Source organism: Proteus faecis, from assembly GCF_003144395.1.
Taxonomy (GTDB): Bacteria; Pseudomonadota; Gammaproteobacteria; order Enterobacterales; family Enterobacteriaceae; genus Proteus; species Proteus faecis.
This window is the reverse complement of the sequence record NZ_PENZ01000027.1, coordinates 45,420-67,976: the sequence shown is the minus strand read 5'-3', so window position 1 is coordinate 67,976 and position 22,557 is coordinate 45,420. Positions and strand designations below refer to the sequence as shown.

Annotated in this window: 18 protein-coding genes and 7 tRNA genes; 6 read left to right on the top strand and 19 right to left on the bottom strand. The window is 40.0% G+C overall.

Going from position 1 to position 22,557, the window contains the following annotated elements:
• Positions 1 to 7 precede the first annotated feature (7 nt).
• Positions 8 to 1,336: an N-acetylmuramoyl-L-alanine amidase gene (locus DK858_RS06195; protein WP_109396651.1), complete on the bottom strand. Its 1,329-nt coding sequence runs from the start codon at positions 1,334 to 1,336 to the stop codon at positions 8 to 10.
• A gap of 13 nt (positions 1,337 to 1,349) precedes the next feature.
• Positions 1,350 to 1,817: a tRNA (adenosine(37)-N6)-threonylcarbamoyltransferase complex ATPase subunit type 1 TsaE gene (gene tsaE, locus DK858_RS06190; RefSeq protein WP_109396649.1), complete on the bottom strand. Its 468-nt coding sequence runs from the start codon at positions 1,815 to 1,817 to the stop codon at positions 1,350 to 1,352.
• A gap of 227 nt (positions 1,818 to 2,044) precedes the next feature.
• Here tsaE and queG point away from each other — a divergent pair, with 227 nt between their 5' ends.
• Entirely contained in the window at positions 2,045 to 3,199 is a 1,155-nt protein-coding gene (gene queG, locus DK858_RS06185; RefSeq protein WP_109396647.1) for a tRNA epoxyqueuosine(34) reductase QueG, read from the top strand.
• 715 nt (positions 3,200 to 3,914) lie between these two features.
• On the opposite strand, the gene DK858_RS06180 is transcribed toward queG, so the two are convergent.
• From DK858_RS06180 to orn, 8 genes are all read right to left on the bottom strand, one after another.
• A tRNA-Gly gene (locus tag DK858_RS06180) sits at positions 3,915 to 3,990 on the bottom strand.
• Between the two features lie 35 nt (positions 3,991 to 4,025).
• Positions 4,026 to 4,101, bottom strand: a tRNA-Gly gene (locus tag DK858_RS06175).
• 35 nt (positions 4,102 to 4,136) lie between these two features.
• A tRNA-Gly gene (locus DK858_RS06170) sits at positions 4,137 to 4,212 on the bottom strand.
• A 35-nt stretch (positions 4,213 to 4,247) separates the two neighbouring features.
• Positions 4,248 to 4,323: transfer RNA gene (locus tag DK858_RS06165), tRNA-Gly, on the bottom strand.
• A 35-nt stretch (positions 4,324 to 4,358) separates the two neighbouring features.
• Positions 4,359 to 4,434: transfer RNA gene (locus DK858_RS06160), tRNA-Gly, on the bottom strand.
• A 36-nt stretch (positions 4,435 to 4,470) separates the two neighbouring features.
• Positions 4,471 to 4,546 (bottom strand) — tRNA-Gly (locus DK858_RS06155).
• Between the two features lie 36 nt (positions 4,547 to 4,582).
• Positions 4,583 to 4,658: transfer RNA gene (locus tag DK858_RS06150), tRNA-Gly, on the bottom strand.
• 166 nt (positions 4,659 to 4,824) lie between these two features.
• Entirely contained in the window at positions 4,825 to 5,370 is a 546-nt protein-coding gene (gene orn, locus DK858_RS06145; RefSeq protein WP_109396645.1) for an oligoribonuclease, read from the bottom strand.
• A 115-nt stretch (positions 5,371 to 5,485) separates the two neighbouring features.
• Between orn and rsgA the strand changes: the two genes are divergently transcribed.
• The 3 genes from rsgA (at position 5,486) to mscM (ending at position 10,887) form a co-directional block, all read left to right on the top strand.
• A complete protein-coding gene (gene rsgA / locus DK858_RS06140; RefSeq protein ID WP_109396643.1) occupies positions 5,486 to 6,544 on the top strand; it encodes a small ribosomal subunit biogenesis GTPase RsgA in 1,059 nt (352 codons plus the stop codon).
• Positions 6,545 to 6,632: 88 nt separating this feature from the next.
• Positions 6,633 to 7,529 (top strand): archaetidylserine decarboxylase, encoded by an 897-nt coding sequence (asd, locus tag DK858_RS06135; RefSeq protein WP_109396801.1) that lies wholly within the window; start codon positions 6,633 to 6,635, stop codon positions 7,527 to 7,529.
• Between the two features lie 22 nt (positions 7,530 to 7,551).
• Positions 7,552 to 10,887 (top strand): miniconductance mechanosensitive channel MscM, encoded by a 3,336-nt coding sequence (gene mscM / locus DK858_RS06130; RefSeq protein ID WP_109396641.1) that lies wholly within the window; start codon positions 7,552 to 7,554, stop codon positions 10,885 to 10,887.
• Positions 10,888 to 10,978: 91 nt separating this feature from the next.
• Here mscM and yigL read toward each other — a convergent pair whose 3' ends face one another.
• The 4 genes from yigL to pldA all read right to left on the bottom strand — a co-directional run bounded on the left by yigL (position 10,979) and on the right by pldA (position 15,633).
• On the bottom strand, positions 10,979 to 11,779 hold the full coding sequence (gene yigL, locus DK858_RS06125; RefSeq protein ID WP_023583620.1) for a sugar/pyridoxal phosphate phosphatase YigL: 801 nt from the start codon (positions 11,777 to 11,779) through the stop codon (positions 10,979 to 10,981).
• 12 nt (positions 11,780 to 11,791) lie between these two features.
• Positions 11,792 to 12,796 (bottom strand): lysophospholipase L2, encoded by a 1,005-nt coding sequence (gene pldB / locus DK858_RS06120; protein WP_072064589.1) that lies wholly within the window; start codon positions 12,794 to 12,796, stop codon positions 11,792 to 11,794.
• 18 nt (positions 12,797 to 12,814) lie between these two features.
• Positions 12,815 to 14,644 carry an ATP-dependent DNA helicase RecQ gene (gene recQ, locus DK858_RS06115; protein ID WP_109396639.1) on the bottom strand — a complete coding sequence of 610 codons (1,830 nt, stop codon included), beginning with the start codon at positions 14,642 to 14,644 and terminating at the stop codon, positions 12,815 to 12,817.
• Between the two features lie 113 nt (positions 14,645 to 14,757).
• The gene (pldA, locus tag DK858_RS06110) at positions 14,758 to 15,633 is read right to left on the bottom strand and encodes a phospholipase A (protein ID WP_109396637.1); all 876 of its coding nucleotides are present in this window, start codon (positions 15,631 to 15,633) and stop codon (positions 14,758 to 14,760) included.
• A 232-nt stretch (positions 15,634 to 15,865) separates the two neighbouring features.
• Here pldA and DK858_RS06105 point away from each other — a divergent pair, with 232 nt between their 5' ends.
• Both DK858_RS06105 and rarD read left to right on the top strand, forming a co-directional pair.
• On the top strand, positions 15,866 to 16,333 hold the full coding sequence (locus DK858_RS06105; RefSeq protein WP_109396635.1) for a thioesterase family protein: 468 nt from the start codon (positions 15,866 to 15,868) through the stop codon (positions 16,331 to 16,333).
• Positions 16,334 to 16,479: 146 nt separating this feature from the next.
• Positions 16,480 to 17,373, top strand: a complete 894-nt coding sequence (gene rarD / locus DK858_RS06100; RefSeq protein ID WP_109396633.1) for an EamA family transporter RarD — start codon at positions 16,480 to 16,482, stop codon at positions 17,371 to 17,373.
• Positions 17,374 to 17,384: 11 nt separating this feature from the next.
• Here rarD and DK858_RS06095 read toward each other — a convergent pair whose 3' ends face one another.
• The 5 genes from DK858_RS06095 to DK858_RS06075 form a co-directional block, all read right to left on the bottom strand.
• Positions 17,385 to 17,771, bottom strand: a complete 387-nt coding sequence (locus tag DK858_RS06095; RefSeq protein ID WP_109396631.1) for a hypothetical protein — start codon at positions 17,769 to 17,771, stop codon at positions 17,385 to 17,387.
• Between the two features lie 134 nt (positions 17,772 to 17,905).
• Entirely contained in the window at positions 17,906 to 20,062 is a 2,157-nt protein-coding gene (gene uvrD / locus DK858_RS06090) for a DNA helicase II (RefSeq protein ID WP_109396629.1), read from the bottom strand.
• A gap of 144 nt (positions 20,063 to 20,206) precedes the next feature.
• Entirely contained in the window at positions 20,207 to 20,923 is a 717-nt protein-coding gene (gene yigB, locus DK858_RS06085; protein WP_109396628.1) for a 5-amino-6-(5-phospho-D-ribitylamino)uracil phosphatase YigB, read from the bottom strand.
• Entirely contained in the window at positions 20,923 to 21,846 is a 924-nt protein-coding gene (gene xerC, locus DK858_RS06080) for a tyrosine recombinase XerC (protein WP_109396626.1), read from the bottom strand. Before xerC ends, yigB begins: the two co-directional genes overlap by 1 nt.
• Entirely contained in the window at positions 21,843 to 22,553 is a 711-nt protein-coding gene (locus DK858_RS06075; RefSeq protein ID WP_109396624.1) for a DUF484 domain-containing protein, read from the bottom strand. The genes xerC and DK858_RS06075 overlap by 4 nt, the downstream gene beginning before the upstream one ends.
• Between the last annotated feature and the right edge of the window lie 4 nt (positions 22,554 to 22,557).

Below are 22,557 nucleotides of genomic sequence, written 5' to 3'. Positions count from 1 at the left end.
TACTCAATCAATTAGGCGCGTTTTGTAAAGGATGAGCCAGAAAATAATTTCTTAAACCCGCGTGAATAGATGCCGCAAGTTTCTCTTGATAAACATCAGAAATCAGTAACTGCTCTTCTGACGCATGACTGATAAAGCCAGTTTCAACTAAAATTGAAGGGATATCAGGTGAACGTAAAACACCTAAGCTCGCATGCTCTGGTGTTTTCTTATGTAATGACCCCACTTTTCTTAATTCGGACAATACAGCAACGGCAACGTCATAACCGACTCGCTGTGAATTACCAAACTGCAAATCAAGCACGGTTTGACTTAAATAAGGATCCGCGCCATCTAATGCATCACCTGCACCACCGAGTAATTCAGATTGTTTCTCACTTTGTTCAAGCCACTTACCTAATTCACTGTTTGCTCGTCGATTAGAAAGCACCCACACAGAAGCACCTCTTGCGCTACGATTTGGTGCAGAGTCTGCATGAATAGACACTAACATATTCGCACTTTGCTTACGGGCAACTTCAGAACGCCCCGCAACTGAGATAAAATAATCACCACTACGTGTTAGAACAGGTTTAAACATAGGATCATTACGTAATCGAGCTTCCAACTTTCTTGCTACACTTAACGTCACGTCTTTTTCACGATTACCTTTTTGACCAATCGCACCCGGATCTTGCCCACCATGTCCTGCATCTATCGCAATAATAATTTGGCGAGAGCCGGCTTGTGGTTTTGCAGGTGTGACGCGTGGTTTCACAATAGGCGCTGCATCTGGTGTCGACTTGGTAATTAAAGGTGCCATTTCCCTATTTATATTTGCAGCTGTATTTACGCTTGAATTTGATGTCATTGCTGTCGGTGATAACGCAACAACAGTGACTGTTGATTGTGCATTGCTATTTGTTCGGCCGCTCATAGCCTTGATAGTAAGTACTAACTTGTATCCAGCACCTACATTCACCAAACTCTCCGTCACCACAACCGGCTGAGCAAGTTCCACGACCATACTTTGGTATTGGCTATCTTTTGATTGCGTTGAGCGAATTTTATGGACTAACAGTCCATTACCCAGTGTTGCAGGTAATCCTGTAATTTTTGTGCTCTGTTTAAAATCCATCACCAAACGGTCAGGACTTTTTAATGAATAATATCGATAACTCGGCTTCCCATCACTAAAAGTAAATGTGAGGGTTGTTGCTGAAATACCGTTTTCTGCTTTCACTTCTGTCACAGTAGCGGCTTGTGCTATTTGCACAAAAAATAAAGACAAAGCAACCAACAAAAAGGCAACAACATAGCGCTGACTTTGACTCACAATAGTAATGAGACTCGACATAATCAATATTCCTTTATGCAGACTGAATACGGGATAAAACAGTATTCCCTCTTTGTGAAAGGGCAACAAAACGCGCTTTTCGACCTTCATCTTCGTAACTTAAATGAAGTTCTAAATCCGCGTTAGGTAAAAAGCCTTCGCCTTGCGATGGCCATTCAATAAGGCATAACGCGTCTTGCTCAAAATAGTCGCGTATTCCCATAAATTCCAGCTCTTCAGCAGAAGCTAAACGATAAAGATCAAAATGATAAACCGGATTTGGCGACAGCATATAAGGCTCAACTAATGTATACGTTGGGCTTTTTACATGTCCTTGATGACCCAGCGCTTGTAAAAAGCCGCGACAAAAGGTTGTTTTTCCCGCACCAAGATCGCCGTATAAATAAATGATCAATCCGCGATGCTCCGTCGCCATTGCAACAGTACGCCCTAGTTCAACTGTTGCCGCTTCATCTTCTAATTTAACAACCCATTCTTTCATATTTATATAATCTATTGTTAAGTTATAACGGCTTAATAAAGTGAGATCGTTGGAGAATATCAAATACTAAGCTTTATATGTTTTCTTAAGGCAAATAGTTATCGAAATCAATATCGAATAACATACCATAAATCTATTTATTACGAGGATTTTTCCTACTGCCTCACTATGATACACTGCGCGCTCTTAGGACTCACCTTTTACCTATTTATTGATTTGGTTTATTCATGTCATCACTTGATCTTGATCTTCTCGCTCAAAACATAAAATTATGGGGTTCTGAGCTCGGTTTTCAACAAACAGGAATATGTGATACGGACTTATCACTTGAAGAGCCTCGCCTGCAAGCGTGGTTAGATAAGCAATATCATGGTGAAATGGCATGGATGGAAAAATATGGAATGACACGAGCCAGACCTCATGAATTGGTTCCAGGTACATTACGTGTTATCAGTGTCAGAATGAATTACCTCCCCACGGATGCAGCTTTTGCACGAACCTTAAATAATCCAGAACAAGGCTATATCAGTCGTTATGCACTTGGTCGGGATTATCACAAAGTATTAAGACAGCGTCTTAAAAAACTCGGTGAAAGAATTTCACAATATTGCCAACAATTTGAATATCAAGGAGTCGTCAACTTTCGTCCTTTCGTTGATTCAGCACCGATTATGGAACGCCCATTAGCCGTTAAGGCAGGGCTTGGCTGGGTTGGTAAACACTCACTTGTTATTAACAATCAAGCTGGCTCTTGGTTTTTCCTTGGTGAACTACTGATTGATTTGCCATTACCTACTGATAGCCCAGTTGAAGAACAATGCGGTAAATGTGTTGCCTGTATAACAACCTGTCCGACAGGTGCCATTGTTGCGCCTTACACTATCGATGCTCGTCGCTGTATTTCTTATCTCACTATCGAACTTGATGGTGCTATTCCTGAAGAATTTCGCTCTCTCATGGGTAATCGCATTTATGGTTGTGATGATTGCCAACTTATCTGTCCTTGGAATCGTTTTTCATCACTGACTAACGAAGAAGATTTCTCCCCAAGAAAAGCGCTTCATACCCCTGAATTACTCGATCTGTTTCAATGGAGTGAAGATAAATTTCTGCGTATTACAGAAGGTTCGCCGATCCGCCGTATTGGTTATTTACGTTGGCTTAGAAATATTAGTGTGGCGTTAGGAAATGCGCCTTATCAAGATAAAATTATACTTGCCTTGCAAGAACGCTTTGGATTGAGTGATGTTTTAGATGAACATTTAAACTGGGCGATTGCACAACAGATAGCGAAAAGAAATGAAAAAGAGATAAAAATACAGACTTCACAACAAAAACGCTTAGTAAGGGCAATAACTAAAGGCTTACCTCGTGATGCTTAATTTTTAACAGAATAAACAGATTACGAGTAACCATTAATTTCCTCTGTGAATAAAATAAAAATCCCTTGCCTATCAACATGAACAAAAAATTCAAGCGAACTAAGACTCAAAATTAAAAAAAATAAAATAAACTTAGTTATCAACTAGATATAAAATCCAATCAATTTATTGAAGAGAATAATATCCTGATCACTTAAGGATACGTACTTGTGGATAACTCTGTGCAGTAAAAAAATAAATAGTGCTTAGATGCGGTGGTTATTAGCATCTCACTGTGGATAAATTGATTTGGAAAGATTTTAAGAATAGTAGAATATATATCACATTTTTTTAAAGAAAAGCCTGAGAAACCCTTTCCTTTTTCTAAAATACTATTCAATGCCTGTTTAACAGAATAAAGGCCTAAAATCTAAAAAATGATCTTGCCTCTGATTTCCCCTCTAAATGAGGAAAGGCGCACATTCTAGTGCTGTCAAATTAGAAATGCAAGTAAAGATCAAAGATAGATCACAAAAAAATAGCTTGATCTTACATGTAGTAATGACATCTTCTTTTTTGAACAAAAATCCAGCACACTCTTTTTACGCGTATTAAGTAAAGTCACTTAATCTTCACCCTAAAACAGTGTAGTCGATATTAAAAAAAGTGAGAGAAAAAACTTAAAATTTCTTTATGGGATTAAAAATGAGATTTGATAAAACAGAAGAGAAAAACTTGGAGCGGGAAACGAGACTCGAACTCGCGACCCCAACCTTGGCAAGGTTGTGCTCTACCAACTGAGCTATTCCCGCATTTGGTAAGTTTTGACAATCACTAGTAAAAGATTTGGAGCGGGAAACGAGACTCGAACTCGCGACCCCAACCTTGGCAAGGTTGTGCTCTACCAACTGAGCTATTCCCGCATTTGGTAAGTTTTGACAATCACTAGTAAAAGATTTGGAGCGGGAAACGAGACTCGAACTCGCGACCCCAACCTTGGCAAGGTTGTGCTCTACCAACTGAGCTATTCCCGCGTTTGGTAAGTTTTGACAATCACTAGTAAAAGATTTGGAGCGGGAAACGAGACTCGCACTCGCGACCCCAACCTTGGCAAGGTTGTGCTCTACCAACTGAGCTATTCCCGCGTTTGGTAAGTTTTGACAATCACTAGTAAAAGATTTGGAGCGGGAAACGAGACTCGAACTCGCGACCCCAACCTTGGCAAGGTTGTGCTCTACCAACTGAGCTATTCCCGCGTCGCATAACACTACTAATAACTGTCTAAGAAAGATTGGAGCGGGAAACGAGACTCGAACTCGCGACCCCAACCTTGGCAAGGTTGTGCTCTACCAACTGAGCTATTCCCGCGTCGCATATCACTACTAATCACTGTCTAAGAAAGATTGGAGCGGGAAACGAGACTCGAACTCGCGACCCCAACCTTGGCAAGGTTGTGCTCTACCAACTGAGCTATTCCCGCGTCTTTCTTACACCCGTACAAATAAAATTCTTCATCGGTACGGGAAGCGCATTATACGAGAAAAATGCTTAACCGCAAGCCTTTATCAACAAAAAAATACGTTTTTTTGATTACATGCCGATAAAATCATCATAATGATGTAATATCAATCATCAATGCACGCTTTTTACTCTTTAATAAAGGTTTTACGATAATAAGCAAGTTCTGCAATGGATTCACGAATATCATCCAATGCCTGATGAGTATTCTTTTTCTCAAATCCTTCTAAAATTTCAGGTTTCCAACGACGTGCTAACTCTTTTAATGTGCTCACATCAAGATAACGATAGTGAAAATATTGCTCTAATTCTGGCATATAACGGTATAGAAAACGTCTATCTTGCCCCACACTATTACCACAGATAGGTGATACACCTTTTGGTACCCATTTTTCTAGGAATTCAATTGTCGCTTTTTGTGCTGAATTATCATCATATGAACTGGTTTTTACGCGCTCAACTAAGCCACTACCTGTATGGGTACGTGTATTCCATTCATCCATTAAACTTAATTGTTCATCAGATTGATGGACTGCAATAACAGGGCCTTCGGCTAAAATATTAAGTTGAGGATCTGTCACGATAGTGGCAATTTCGATGATACGATCACGTTCAGGATCAAGGCCTGTCATTTCCAGATCTATCCAGATCAGATTGTTCTCGCTTTTTGACATAATATATCCTAGCTGTTTCTAAGTGTGAGACATGATATTTTAGTATTTATCATAGCGCGTTTACTCAATAAGCACGACAGAAGAACATCTAACCGAATAATACAAGTGAGGATCGGTGACAAAACGTAAATTATCTAAAGGCCAGCAACGCCGAGTACAAGAAAATCATAAAAAGCGTTTGCAGAGCAAAGAGAAAAAAAACCACGTTGAATTAGACGATGCGCAATTAGGCGAAGCGACAGAAGGTTTAGTGATCAGCCGTTTTGGTCAACATGCAGATATCGAAGCTGCAGACGGCACAATTACACGATGCAATATTCGACGCACAATTTCATCACTGGTAACGGGTGATAAAGTTGTTTGGCGCCCTGCGCTACAAACACAAGAAAATGTCCGCGTAAATGGTATTGTTGAAGCCGTACACGAACGAACTTCAGTGCTTACTCGTCCTGACTATTATGATGGCATTAAGCCTATTGCCGCTAATATCGATCAAATTATTATCGTTTCGGCTATTTTACCTGAATTATCTTTAAATATTATCGATCGTTACCTTGTTGCATGTGAGACCTTAAATGTTGAGCCTCTGATTGTACTCAATAAAATCGATATGTTAGATGAAGAAGGTCGTAAGACTGTGAGTGAATGGATGCAAATTTATAAAGATATTGGTTATCGCGTCCTTGAAGTCTCTAGCTATACTAAAGAAGGGTTAGAAGCACTGACTCAAGAACTTATCGGACGCATCTCTATTTTTGCAGGGCAATCTGGTGTGGGTAAATCAAGTTTACTTAACACGCTGTTACCCCCAATGGAAGAAAGCATTGTTGTTAATCAAGTCTCTGATAACTCAGGATTAGGCCAACATACCACAACAGCGTCACGCCTGTACCATTTCCCACAAGGCGGAGATGTCATTGACTCTCCTGGTGTACGTGAATTTGGTTTATGGCACTTAACGCCAGAGCAAGTAACAAAAGGTTTTGTTGAATTCAGACCGTACCTTGGTGGATGTAAATTCCGCGATTGTAAGCACTTAGACGATCCTGGTTGCTTAATAAGTGAAGCGGTGAGAAACAACGAAATAGCAGAAACACGATTTGAAAACTACCACCGAATTTTAGAAAGTATGAGCCAAGTTAAGGTTCGTAAGAACATTAATTTAGACTCTTAATAATTGATTCACTGACAACCCTAATAAGGGTAGGTACAATAGACCCCTTTTGTCTATTTTTTATCGTTTAATCCCAGAGGTTGCCATTTTGGACAAGCTAAAAATTAAACTACAGTATTTATTGCCTAAATTATGGCTAACACAGTTAGCAGGCTGGTTCGCAAATAAAAAAGCAGGTGCCATCACCCAGTTTGTTATCAAGACATTTGCGAAAGCTTATAAAGTCGATATGAATGAAGCGAAAGACAGCCAGTTCCAAGCTTATTCTACATTCAATGACTTTTTTATTCGTGCCTTAAAAGACGGTGCTCGTCCTATTGTTGAAGGTAATGACAAACTTGCATTACCGGCAGATGGTGCAGTAAGCCAACTTGGTCTAATTCAAGATGATCAAATCTTGCAAGCCAAAGGACATCACTACACCCTTGAAGCATTACTTGCTGGTAATTTTATGTTGGCGGATAAGTTCCGTAATGGGCAGTTTATTACGACGTATCTTTCACCTCGTGATTACCACCGTGTTCACATGCCTTACGATGGCTTATTAAAAGAGATGATTTATGTTCCAGGTGATCTCTTCTCTGTTAATCCATTAACAGCGGCTAATGTCCCTAACTTATTTGCACGTAATGAACGTATTATCTGCCTATTTGAAACACAATTTGGCCCAATGATACAAATTCTGGTTGGTGCAACAATTGTCGGTAGTATTGAAACGGTTTGGTGTGGCATGGTAACGCCACCTCGCGAAGGTATTATTAAGCGTTGGACATATCCTCAAGCAGATAAAGCAGGAGCGATATTCTTGAAAAAAGGTGAAGAGATGGGCCGATTCAAATTAGGCTCAACAGTCATCAATCTTTTCCCAGAAAACACCGTTCAATTGAATAAAGATCTTATGAATGGCTCCGTTACCTTAATGGGGGAACAACTGGGTTCCATCATTAATGTCGCTGGTAATGACAACAATGCCATCAGTGAATAACACGTAATTCGGAGTAACCTTTGTGCGCCTGATAATCACTCTTTTCTTCTCTCTCTTTTTGACGCTTTCTTTAAGTACATCTGCAATATCAGCAGATGTAGAGAAATTGCGTCAAGATATAAAACAACTTGAAGGAAGTACCAATCCTCAAGATATTGAGGCAGTTCAGGCGCTACAAGGCACTATCAATTGGATTAATGATGGTGAAAAAGCGCAAGCAAATGCAGATAATTATCAAAAAGCCATTGATGATTATCCGCAAATCACACAAGAGCTGAGAACAAAACTGCTTGAAGAGAGCCATGCGGTTCCAACTATCCCTGAAAAAATTAGTATTCCTGATTTAGAACAGAAAATTATTCAAGTCAGTAGTCAACTAATGGAACAAGCACGACTCCAGCAACAAGAACAAGATAAAAGTCGTGAAATCAGTGAGTCGTTAAACTTATTACCCCAACAACTTTCAGAAGCGCGTCGTTTACTTAGTGATGCGACAGCAAGACTGGCCTCTGTCAGTGCATCAACAACACCATTAACAGAAGCACAAAATAAGCTCACACAAGCTGAGGTTACCGCACGTAAAGCGATGGTTAATGAGCTAGAAATGGCACAACTTTCAGCTAATAATCGCCAAGAAATCGCTCGCCTTCGCTTAGAGTTGTTTAAAAAACGCTATCAGCGTCTGGATGTACAGCTACAACAATTGCGCAGCTTATTAAATATAAAGCGCCAAGAAGTGGCTGATCTCGCATTAGAAAAAACAGAGATGTTAGCGGAGAAAGGTGGTGAACTTCCTGAGTTTCTGACAAAGCAGATCCAAACTAACCGAGAACTCTCTCAAATCCTGAATAAACAAACTCAGGAAATGAGTGAGCTGTCAGAAAAACAGCGCATTACCACACAGCAGACACAACAAGTCCGTCAAACACTCACCACGATCCGAGAACAAGCACAATGGTTAAGCGGATCAACAGCATTAGGTGAAGCATTAAGAACACAACTTTCTCGCCTACCTGAAATGCCTCGTTCACAAGAGCTTGATAGAGATATCATTCAATTACGTGTCGAGCGTTTAGGCTATGAAGATATGCTGGAAAACTTAAGCAAAATCCAGCCACCAGAAACTGCCGATGGTTCCAAATTACCTGAAGCTCAGCAATATATTTTTGATTCTCTGATCCAAGCACGCCATGAATTATTGAATTCATTGCTATCTGGTTATGATTCTCAAATTCTTGAATTAACAAAACTAAAAGTTGCGACAACACAATTAGCCGACGCTTTAAAAGAGACAAAAGACGCGACAAACCGTTATATGTTCTGGGTTGCCGATATCAGCCCTATCAAATTTAATTATCCGGTTTTATTAGTCAAAGATATCACTCGGCTGCTTTCGCTAGATACCTTCTCACAATTAGGTCATGCAGCTGTCAGTATGCTTAAAAATCAAGATACGTTCCTATTCCTATTTGCCACTTTATCGATTGTAGGCTTTAGTTTGCGTACTCGAAAACATTACAACGCATTTCTTGAAAGAGTCAGCAACCGTATTGGTAAAGTCACACAAGATCACTTTTCACTAACGATACGCACTGTCTTTTGGTCTATTTTAATTGCGTTACCATTACCTCTGTTGTGGTCTGCCGTAGGCTATGGCTTACAAAGTGTTGAATGGCGTTATCCAATGGCGGGAGCTATTGGATATGGGGTCACAGCAGCAGCACCTGTGCTATGGCTATTTATGATCAGTGCAACGTTTGCACGTCATAACGGTCTGTTTATTGCTCAATTTAAATGGAAAGAGAGCCGGGTTAAAAAAGCGATGCGTTTTTACCAGCTTTCTATTTTTGTCATCGTTCCGCTGATGATGTCATTAATTACCTTTGAATATTATAGTGATAGAGAATTTGCGCCAACAGTCGGTCGCTTTTGTTTCTTACTACTCTGTATCGCCCTAAGCTTTATTACCTCTAGCCTTAAAAAAGCTCACGTCCCACTTTATCTCGATAAACATGGATCGGGTGATAACCTGATCAACACCATTTTATGGTGGTTCTTACTGGTTGCTCCTGTTATTGCTGCTTTAGCCGCTATCTTAGGTTACCTTTCTACCTCGATTGTCTTACTCGGTCGTTTAGAAATGTCTGTCGCCATTTGGTTTGCTCTGCTGATTATCTACCATATTATTCAGCGATGGATGCTTATTCAGCGCCGAAAATTAGCCTTTGAACGTGCTAAACAAAAGCGTGCAGAAATTTTGGCTCAGCGCGCAAAAGGTGAAGATGAAAATACGATTGTCGGAAGCAGTGGTGAAAGCACAGTAGGACTTGAAATTGAAGCGCAAGAAATAGACCTTGATGCGATTAGTGCGCAATCTATTGGTTTAGTTCGTTCTATTCTAACTATGATTGCATTAGTCTCGATGATCTTATTGTGGTCTGAATTAAACACTGCATTCTCTTTCGTCGACAATATTCGACTTTGGGATGTCACCTCATCAGTGAATGGCGTTAACACAGTACAACCAATCACGATGGGCTCTATTTTAGTGGCGATCCTCGTCATTATTATTACAACTCAATTAGTTCGAAATCTCCCCGCTTTACTTGAGTTGGCCATTTTGCAGCATCTTGATTTAACACCTGGTACAGGTTACGCCATTACCACCATGACCAAATACACCATCACCTTAATTGGTAGTATCGTGGGTTTCTCTTTATTAGGGATTGAATGGTCAAAATTGCAGTGGCTAGTGGCAGCAATGGGGGTCGGATTAGGTTTTGGTTTACAAGAAATTTTTGCCAACATCATTTCAGGTTTGATGATCTTATTCGAAAAACCAATTCGTATTGGCGATACCGTTACCATTCGTAATTTGACCGGAAATATCTCTAAGATCAATACTCGGGCAACAACGTTAACCGACTGGGATAGAAAAGAAATTATCGTACCGAACAAGGCCTTTATTACAGAGCAATTTATTAACTGGTCACTATCAGATTCAATTACTCGTATCGTAATGACAATCCCAGCACCTGCAGACTGCAACAGTGAGCAAGTGACAAATGTGTTATTAGAAGCCTCAAAACGCTCTACAATGATTTTAGAAAACCCTGCACCAGAGGTTTATCTGGTCGATTTACAGCAAGGTATTCAAATTTTCGAACTACGTGTTTATGCAGCAGAGATGGGGCATAGAATGCCAGCAAGACATGAGATCCACCAAAATATTCTCTTAGCTTTTGCAGAACACGGTATTCCATTACCGTTCCCACCATTCCAAGCAAGAGTGGATATGATGGGCAATACAATTCGTAGCTCAATGCGAGCAACACCAAGAGAAGTGGGTGGATTATAAGCCCTACATCAATTAATTTGATAAAAAGCCATTATTTTTCCAGAAGATAATGGCTTCATTCTTTTTTATTCGTCTTTTTCTTTAGGAGGGATCACACTTGATATAGCTTACGTAAATAATGAGGAACGGCGTCATCGGCATTAGTGCCAATCACTTCCATATTCGGTAGCAGATCTTTTAATGTCTGATGTGCATTTTCCATAATACAACCTTTACCCGCCATCTGTAGCATCTCTTTGTCGTTCATACCATCACCAAACGCGATAGCATCTTTCGCAGAGTGCTGCATCAGCTCAGCCACTTTTTCTAATGCCTCACCTTTAGATACTCCTCCTGCCATCACTTCTAAGCAATTACGCAGTGAGAAACTCACATTAACCTTATCACCCCAACGCTGATTAATTTCATTTTCTAGTTTCAGTAATAACTCATGATCATCAGAGGTAAAGAAGACCTTACAGACATTGGTGGTTGGGAATCCTGTTTTACAATATAACTCATAGCCAAAGTCTGATTCTCGAAAAAACTCACAAGCCCCTGGCATCTCCTTATTAACATACCAGTAATCACCTGCATAAATATTAGTTTCAATTTCAGGGTGATCAAAAACCATAAGCGCCAAGTCATAAGCAATTTCAGGCTCAAGATCTTGGCTAAAAATAAGGTCGCCATGAGTGTTATGCACTCGTGCACCATTAGAGGTTATCATATAAGCGTTAATGCCTAATCCATCACGAATTTGAGCAACGTCAACATGATGACGACCTGTTGCGAATACAAAATGCACACCTTTATTAATAAGTAGGTGCAGAGTTTCTTGCGTATAGGGAGTTAATACATGATTAGGTGATAACAGTGTGCCATCAAGATCTGAAGCGACTATCGAATACATACACATTCCTGATTAAAATAAATGCTTATCATAAAACTCACAGATTTCATTTAATGCTTGTGAGCGTAGCTTATCTATTTCGAACAAGATTTCATGGTGCGCACCCTCAATCACCAGTGGCAATTTTTGTTTTTCTTCTCTTGTTCTGGACTGACTATAACGTTCACAGAAAGCCCTTAGCTCTTGATTATCTACCACCTTATCAAGCTCTGCTTCGAGCACTAATAGAGGGGTATTAATCTCTCCCGCATGTTCAATTAACCAATCTCCCATTTTTAGACTTTCCCCCATCCAATGATAAGTAGGTCCGCCTAATCGTAGTTCTGGAAAATCAGCATAATAACGTAAATACCGGCGATATCGCTCATGGCTATGTGTTAACACATTAAGAATAAATGGCAGTGGAAACCATTTACCTGTTGATACCGCGTAATTATTTCTTTCAGATTGACTTTGTTCTGCTCGGTTAACTAAAAAATTAGCCACCCAGCGAGGTATAGGTAATTTAATACCAAACATCGGCGCACTTAATGCTGCTGCTTTAAAAACATGAGTTTGTTTTAGAAGATATCCCGCTAAGATAGCCCCTCCCATTGAGTGAGCTAATGCAAAATAATGCGGGTATTGAAAAGGCAGCACTATCGTATCGACAAACGTCGAGAAATCATCAATATAATCACTAAATTTCTCTACATGCCCTTTTTGCGTATCTTCTAACAGTCTGTCAGAAAGGCCTTGTCCTCGATGATCGAGAAGAAAAACATCATAACCTGAGTGAAAGAAATCGAATGCCACTTCAGGGTACTTTACATAGCTTTCACTACGGCCCGAAGCAATAACTAGAGCTTTATTGTGCGATGGTGAACGCCAATAAACATAGCGAATTTTGGCACCATCAACACCAACAAACTCACCTTCTTCGCGTTGCCCCCAAAAATCCAATAAGACGCCGTTCGTAAATGCAGAAAACTGCTTTTCACGCGATAACCACGAATATTTAAACAGAGTGGTTGTCATTGACTCTCCTTATTGATGTTATTCGAAGCCCTCAATATGGTCACGAATGAGTGTCATAAAAGCAGGTCCAAATCGTTCTAATTTTCGTTGTCCTACACCGTTTATTAATAATAATTCATCAGGGTAAACGGGACACTGCTCTGCCATTTCAATCAATGTGACATCATTAAAGACAACAAATGGCGGAATATTTTCTTCATCAGCAATAGACTTACGCAATTTACGCAGTTTCGCAAATAATTTTCTATCATACTGTCTATGAGTATTTTTTGTTTGTTGATTACGGCTTTTTGTCGGGCTTAATAGTCTAGGTACGGCTAATTGTAATGGCACTTCACCACGCAAGATTGGTCTAGCCATCTCTGTCAGTTGTAATGCAGAACGATGGACAATATTTTGTGTCACCATACCTAAATGAATCAGCTGACGGATCACACTTACCCAATGTTCATGGCTTTGTGCTTTACCAATACCATAAACAGGTAATGTATCGTGTCCCGAATCTCGAATACGTTGATTATTTGCGCCTCTTAAGATTTCAACAATATAACCAATACCAAAGTGCTGACCAGTACGATAAATACAGGACAATGCCTTTTGTGCATCCACTAAACCATCATATTGCTTAGGAGGATCAAGACAAATATCGCAGTTACCACAAGCATTTTGTCGATGTTCATCGAAGTAATTTAGTAACACTAAGCGTCGGCATGTTTGTGCTTCAGCAAACGCCCCCATGGCATTAAGCTTATGCATTTCAATAGCTTTTTGGTCACTTTCTGGCTTTTCATCTAAACAACGACGCAACCACGCCATATCGGCCGGATCATAAAATAATACCGCTTCTGCAGGTAACCCATCTCTCCCTGCACGTCCTGTCTCTTGATAATAAGATTCAATATTTCGTGGAATATCAAAGTGAACCACAAATCGGACATTAGGTTTATTAATGCCCATACCAAATGCAACAGTGGCAACCACAATTTGCAAATCATCTCGCTGGAAAGCGTCTTGTACTTTAGCTCGTTGTGCAATTTCCATTCCGGCGTGATAACCCGCAATACTTAACCCTCGTTTACTCAGGCGTTCTGCGGTTTCTTCGACTTTACTGCGACTATTACAGTAAATAATGCCTGATTTTCCTTTTTGACCACGAATAAATAGCCAAAGCTGATCAAGCGGTTTGTATTTCTCAACTAAAGTGTAGCGGATATTGGGTCGATCAAAACTGCTGATATGAATTAACGGATCACGCAACACAAGCTGATTAATAATATCATAACGTGTTGTATTATCGGCTGTAGCTGTCAATGCAATAATGGGAACATCAGGCAAATATTGTCTTAATAACCCTATCCCGCGATATTCAGGACGAAAATCATGTCCCCATTGTGAAATACAGTGCGCTTCATCAACAGCCAGCAATACAGGTTTCCATTGTACTAATTGATGAAGAAAACTCTCCATCATTAAACGTTCTGGGGCAATATACAGCAGTTTTATTTCACCCTTTTGACAACGTGTTTGAACATCAAGCTGCTCTTCACGCGTTTGGGTTGAATTTAAATAAGTTGCTTCAATACCATGAAGGCAAAGTTGATCAACCTGATCTTTCATCAATGAGATAAGTGGTGAAACAACCACGGTCAGCCCATCAAGCAATAAGGCAGGAATTTGATAACAAAGAGATTTTCCTCCCCCCGTTGGCATCACTACTAGGCAATCTCTCCCAGTTGTAATGGTATGGATGATTTCTTGCTGACCAGGGCGAAATTGCTGATAACCAAAGGTTTCTCGCAAAATAACCTGTGCTGATGGCATTGAGTTAAGAACTTCTGCTGTGGACACACCGTTCCTCTGAAAAGCTGCTGATAAAAACTATGATGAGGAGTAAAAGAAAAGGCACCAATGTGAAGGTGCCATCATCATTATAGCGCTATGCTAACCCAGAACGGGGAAAATTACAGCATATCATTAAGCATTACGCCAACACCGACTCGTGTTTGCCGGAAGTTATAATCAATCATTGATTCACCATAACCACTAAATACTTGGGTATAAAAGCGTACATGCTTAGTAATTGGATAACTCCAGCCTAATTCAGCCGCTCCATAACCACTATTCCAGTTATAACGCCCAGTCGCGGTGATCACACTTTCGCCTAGTCGATAGCCCACTTTTAAACGGTAATAGCCCATATAACGATTAATATCTGGATTATCATCACGTTGAGCACTTTCACTAAAGCGATACCAAGGTTTTAGATCAAGTTGTAAATTACCTTTTTGTGCCATAAAACGCGCATAAGCACGGTTCCAGCTACGAGAAGTGGGATCAGAGCGACCATTTGATTCGTGGTTAAAACCCGCTTCTATTTCACGAAGTGTCCAACCCGCAAATTTATAGTCTGTTGCCCAACCTAGAAAAAGTTGTGGTTCATAGTTTGTCTCACGGAAAGGAGCGGATTCTTTCTTATTACTTAATTGCCACCAAGAGCGTTGAGTATAAGATGCCGCTAAAACAGAGTTTTCACCCGCAATACCGCGCCATAAAGGAAAGGCCAAACTGAGCTGAAATTTCACCTCATCTTTTTTAGCCTTGTTACTCCAATCATAACTTTGAATAGCCTCTTTATTAAGATCAGAGGTGTCAGTGTAAATAATATAATTGGATTCATAAGGATAAAGAACAAAAGGTGAATCGTATTCTTGTAATAAACCAGAAATGATACTGCCCTGAACAAGCGGAGCCGGAGATGGTGATACGTGTATTTCGGATGCAAATCCCCATGCTGGATAGAATAAAACTGCCGCAAGTAAAGAACGGATGTAACGCATAGTTAATTATCCTGTTTCATTATTGAATAATATAAAAGTTAGTACTTACTTTAGAATTAGTTCTTATATATGTGCTTTATTACACTCTAACGTCCATATTTTACACGTAATTGCCATTAAATCTCGTATATTTTCACATCATTATATTTATAGCACGAATGTGCAATTACGATTATGTCATGTATTATTAACATAATATTAACTTAATGACGTGATATCAGAGGTTCTAAAAATGGAAAAACAGTTAACATTAGAAGAGGCTCAAACACTAATTGGTCATATTTTTGTTTATAAGATGCCCTTTAATCAATTAATCGGCTTAGAGCTCGTTCGCTTTGAACAAGATTACGCTGAAATTCAATTTAGGTATCAAGACAAACTCGTTGGTAATATTGCTCAACGTATCTTACATGGTGGACTCATTGCTTCTGTACTTGATGTCAGTGCTGGGTTAGTTTGTGTCGGTAACGCATTAACACGTTTAGCACCAATATCCCAAGAGCAACTCGAACAAAAACTCGCTAATATGGGCACCATAGATTTACGTGTTGATTATTTAAGACCGGGACGTGGAGAATGTTTTACTGCAAGTAGCCATATTTTACGCAGTGGTAATAAAGTGTCTGTTGCTCGTGTTGAATTACATAATGAAAAACAAATTCATATTGCGAGTGGGACAGCAACTTATATTGTAGGTTAAGCCTTTGCTAAAATTCATTATGCGCGATAATGCTTAAGATTAGTATTAATTACTTGTAAAAATACATGCCTAATGACACATTAAATAATGTCATTGGGTATGATAACCCCGTCACACTTTTCCTTTCCATCAATTCCAGAGATAGCATGAGCCAGAAAAACACGATGAAAGGCGTTTTATGTGCCTTAGGCGCCTATTTGATCTGGGGTATTGCCCCTGTCTATTTTAAAAGCATTCAAGAAGTGCCCGCAGAAGAGATCTTAACGCACCGTATTTTATGGTCGTTCTTTTTTATGTTGATTTTAATGACTATCAGTCGTCATTGGCCTTATTTGCGTCAATTAATACGTCAACCTAAAAAAATTCTTCTTTTAGCACTGACTGCCATTATTATCGCAACGAACTGGCTTACCTATATATGGGCGGTTAACCACGGTTATATGCTAGAAGCCAGCCTTGGCTACTTTATTAACCCACTAGTTAACGTACTATTTGGCATGCTTTTCTTGAGCGAGCGGTTCCGCCGTATGCAATGGATAGCGGTAGGTTTAGCATTTACTGGTGTATTTATTCAACTCTGGCACTTTGGTTCAGTGCCTGTGATTGGATTAAGCCTCGCCGTGACTTTTGGTCTTTATGGCTTACTTCGTAAAAAATTAGGTGTCGATGCACAAACAGGCATGCTGGTAGAAACATTATGGCTATTTCCCGTTGCATTAGTTTATATCTTATTTTTCACACATTCGCCGACTAGCAATATGCTTGAAAATAGTTGGTCATTAAATACCTTGTTAATTGCGGCCGGTATTATTACAACTGTACCACTACTGCTCTTTACAGAAGCGGCACACCATCTGCGTTTATCAACTTTGGGCTTTTTCCAATATATTGGCCCCACCTTGATGTTTATTCTTGCCACAATGGTATATGGCGAAAAAATTGATGCAGAACGGTTGGTCACGTTCGGCTTTATTTGGGTTGCGCTGATCCTCTTTACGCTTGATGCGCTTTATACACAACGCCGTTTAAGACGTAGCTAATCCTCTAAAACTCACTCTTCCGCTAAATTGCTGATTTGTGTAAAAGCGGAAGAGAGTTTTTTTCTCTGCAATGAAGACGCACTCTTCGAGATCTTCTCTGCATGGCGAGCTGAGCGCCTAAATAACGTTGATATTGCGTTATTAACCAATTGAATATGGTTGATCACGACGCAGTAATAGGGATTGGCTCGAGGAACAAATTCACGCTGATACCTCAATAATTTACAATACAACTCTTCTTCAAATTCATTGATTGGTTTACTCGTATGATAAGTATCAAGCAGGATATTCTCAATATTTTCAATCTCTAATTCATTACTTGAAAAAGAGTCAGAAGAAGTTCGCGTGTAAGGTGAGACAAAAGAGTCGGTAGAAAAGAATACGCTAGAGAGTTTCATCAATTAATCCCGTTAAGTAAGAATAGATAACGTGATTATTAAGTAACTAAATAGCGCTTCCCTTAAAAAAACACCCTTACTTATCTATCAAATAAATAAGGGTGTTTTTTTATTAGAGGAGATCTAATCGAAGCTTATTCCAGTCGAGCAAATGCTGCCACCAGCCATTTAATACCTTCACCATTAAAAGCAATTTGTAATCGACAATGTTCACCACTCCCTTCAATATTGATAATGGTGCCATCACCAAATTTGGGGTGCTTCACACGTTGCCCAAGCGAATACCCCGTATCATTGCTGATAATCGGTGTTCCTAAACGGTTATGATTAACAGGGCGTGAAACTGTCGCGCGCAAACGAACTTCTTCGACACACTCTTTAGGTAACTCACCAATAAAACGAGAAGGCCGGTGACTGACTTCTTTTCCGTATAAACGGCGATTTTCAGCGTAAGTGAGTGTTAACTTTTTCATTGCTCGCGTCACACCAACATAAGCCAAGCGACGCTCTTCTTCCAAACGTCCACCTTCATCTAGTGACATTTGACTTGGGAACATGCCTTCTTCAACACCCACAATAAAGACTTGTGAAAATTCTAGCCCTTTAGCCGAGTGAAGTGTCATTAACTGCACAGCATCTTGATATGCATCAGCTTGGCTTTCGCCTGATTCTAATGCGGCATGAGAAAGAAACGCTTGCAGTGGCATTAAATCTTCGTCTTCATCCTGATAACTAAATTGACGAGTCGCGGTGACTAGCTCTTCTAAGTTTTCAATACGAGCTTGTGCTTTTTCACCTTTTTCTTGCTCATACATCGCTTTCAAGCCTGAATCACGAATAATTCGGTCTGTTTGCACATGTAATGGCATATCTGCCGTTTCAGAAGCAAGTGTTTCAATCAGTTCTAAGAATCGTTGGATCGCAGCCGTTGCACGCCCTGCAAGCATTTTATGTTCGATTACCTGTAATGCACTTTCCCATAAGGTAATTTGGTTGTCTCTTGCGACTTGGCGAACAATATCTAATGTTCTATCACCAATCCCCCGTGTTGGAGTATTCACAACGCGTTCAAAAGAAGCATCATCATGGCGATTAGCCGTTAATCGCATATAAGAGAGTGCATCTTTGATCTCTTGGCGCTCGAAAAAACGCTGACCGCCATAGATACGATATGGCATCGCCGCTTGTAATAATGCCTCTTCCATTATACGAGATTGGGCATTGCTACGATAAAGAATGGCACAGTCTGTTAGCGCACCACCTTCTTCTTGCCAACGCTTAATTCGACCAACGACATAACGCGCTTCATCCAGATCATTAAAAGCACAATATAGCGAAATAGGCTCACCTTCAGCACCTTCAGTCCACAGGTTTTTACCTAATCTGTCACTATTATTAGCAATGAGTGCGTTCGCGGCTTTTAGAATATTGCTAGTAGAACGATAATTTTGCTCTAATCGGATCGTCTCTGCGCCGGGAAACTCATTTAAGAAATTTTGAATATTCTCAACTTGTGCACCACGCCAGCCATAAATAGATTGATCGTCATCACCAACAATCATCACTTTACCCGTTTGACCCGCCAACATTCTTATCCATGCATATTGAATGCGGTTAGTATCTTGAAATTCATCAACCAAGATATTGGTAAAGCGATTTTGATAATGCTCTAAAATTTGCGGTTTATTAAGCCAAAGTTCATGAGCTCGTAATAAAAGCTCAGCAAAGTCCACCAGCCCCGCACGATCACAAGCTTCTTGATATGCTTGATACACTTTCAACCATGTTGTTTCAACAGGATTACCATAAGTTTGAATATGTTGTGGTCGTAAACCTTCATCTTTTTTACCGTTGATATACCACATACCTTGACGTGCAGGCCATTGTTTATCATCAAGATCCATTGACTTAACAATACGGCGAATAAGGCGATATTGATCATCACTGTCAATAATTTGGAAGTCTTGTGGCAAATTTGCATCAAGATAGTGTGCGCGTAATAAACGATGAGCAAGGCTATGGAACGTGCCAATCCACATACCGCCTTGACTTGTACCAATTAAGTCTTCAATACGATGTCGCATCTCTGCAGCGGCTTTATTGGTAAACGTCACAGCCATAATCGAAAAAGGGGAAGCTTGTTCAACAGATAATAACCAAGCGATACGATGTACCAGTACCCGTGTTTTACCACTGCCTGCGCCAGCTAACACCAGCATATTAATACGAGGTGCGGCTACAGCTTCGCGCTGTTTATCGTTAAGGCCTTCTAGCAGATATGAGACGTCCATAATTACCAATCATTTAGTGAAGAAAATACTGTGGATATATACAGAAATAGAGAATAAATAACAAACTAACAGGAATTTACGCGCTATGCAAAATAAAGCCTTTTTTAGCCACGTTTATCTGCGCCATTCTTACCAAATATCACATTAAACTAATTCTATTAGTTTGCTTAAATCTGTAATTTCAATATGCGGCATTACTCTGGTTTCACCTTCTTCAAACAAACTACGGCTATCAAGGTTAATCCAACACGCTTGTAATCCGCTATTAACGGCCCCTTCGACATCAGTTACAAGGTGATCACCCACATGTAGGATTTTCTCATGTGGAAGATTTAACAGTGAGGCGGCTTTATCAAACATATCAGGATAAGGCTTAGAGCGACCATCCGGACCGGCTTTTAAAATATGTGAAAAATACTGCCCTAAACCACAACTTAATGGGTTTGCATTACCATTTGTAATCGCAATTAATGGGATTTTCTGTGCCAATTCGGTGAGAACATGATGAGTATTTTTAGGCACATTAATGCGGCTACGCCAATAAGCAAAGTGAGCCATAATGTCATCAGCACCTTGTTGTGCTTTGGCCTCACTATAACCGTAATCTAACAACATATTTCTAGCCGCAAGCCAACGCCATTGCGTAATATCATGAAAAATATCCGGATCATTTTCTATAAGTGGCTTTTTATAATCATTCACATCTTTTTCTGTGAAATGATTAAAACGCAGATCATATTGACGAATAAAATCCAGTGTCTCTTTTTCAGTCCTGTCCATCACTGGCACATTGTCATACAGCGTATCATCTAAATCAAAAGTCATCGCTGCGATTGGCGTCAGAGTTCTATAAAAGCGCATTATGATTTTTCTCTCTTAGCTCTCGGATGAGCAGCATCATAGACTTTCGCTAAATGCTGAAAATCTAAATGGGTATAAACTTGTGTGGTCGATAAATTGGCGTGCCCTAATAACTCTTGTACAGCACGCAAATCACCACTAGATTCCAATAAATGGGTGGCAAACGAGTGGCGTAATTTATGAGGATTCACATGGCTACTTAGTCCTTGTTTAATTCCCCAAAGTTCAAACCGTTTTTGTACACTGCGCACAGATAAACGCTTACCACTTTGGGTAGAGATAAAGACAGCTTTATCCTCAGGTGCATAGAGCTCTCGCATCGGAAACCAATTTTGTAACCACTCTAGCGCTTTTCTTCCCAACGGTACTTTTCGTTCTTTACTTCCCTTCCCTAAAACACGAACTTCACCTTCATTCATGTCGATATCGCTAATGTTTAAGTTGGTCAATTCTGATAGACGTAATCCTGCACCATACATCACTTCTAGCATGGTTCTATCTCTGACAGAGAGTGGATCTTTTAAGTCGATATTCATCAATTGGCTAACTTCATCGACATCCATATTTTTAGGTAAGTGACGACCAGATTTAGGTGTACGAATGCCTTTAGCTGGATTAACCTCTAACATTCCTTGTATCACTTGCCAATCAAGAAAGCTACGTAACGCCGAAAAGCGCAAAGCAAGACTAGCCGGTTGTAAACCACTACGATGACTTTTCGCTAATAACATGCGCACATGTTGGCTTTCAAGTGATATCCATTGTGTGATTTTCATCGCCACCATCATTTGCGCTAATGCTGTCAATTGGCGATGATAATTTTCTACGGTGACAGGACTCAATCGGCGTTCAACTTGAATATAACGCAGGAATTGCTCGATAGAAGTGGAGAGTGTTTCTGGAATATTGATTGGTTGATTCATTGCCTTGCAATCCAACGAAGTAACAATTCTGGTAAAATATGGGCAAGCTTATCCAGCATTACTGTTCCCATCCCTTCCTGAAAATGTTGGTTATCTCGGCTATTAAAAATAATTACACCTAAATCGCCATAATGCCCTAATAATGAAAGCGCAACTGAACCAGAGCGTCGAACATTTGGCATCAATAGCATCATCTCTTGCCCATTTAATGTACCTAAATAGTGATTATCATCGCCCATACGTTGGATCCGAAAATGTTCAAATGCTTGACGAGATAATGGGAGATCTTGCGCATCTAGAGGTGGCTGCAATTGCCAGCGATCAGTAAATAGGCGTAATTGAACTGAATAAAGCCCTAGTCCTTTGGCCCAAAGGTTTAAGCGTTCTAGCATTTCGTGAAGAGAAGCACTGTTGGATAGTTCAGAAATTAATAATAAGAGTTGGTTAAACAGTGCTTCATTTTCCGAGGCTTGTTCTATCAACAAACGCATATCTTCTTCAAGATAATGGATACGGTTACGTTGACGCGACATTATCCATTCAACTAAAGAAACAGTTCCTCTGACGGGATGAGGAACTTTCATTTGTTCAATATAGCTTGCATTACGGATAAAAAAACCAGGATGTTCCCTGAGGTAACGGATCACTTGTTGATCATTAAGCTCGTTTGTTTCAGGGCAACAGAACTGCTCATTTTTATCCGTCATACAG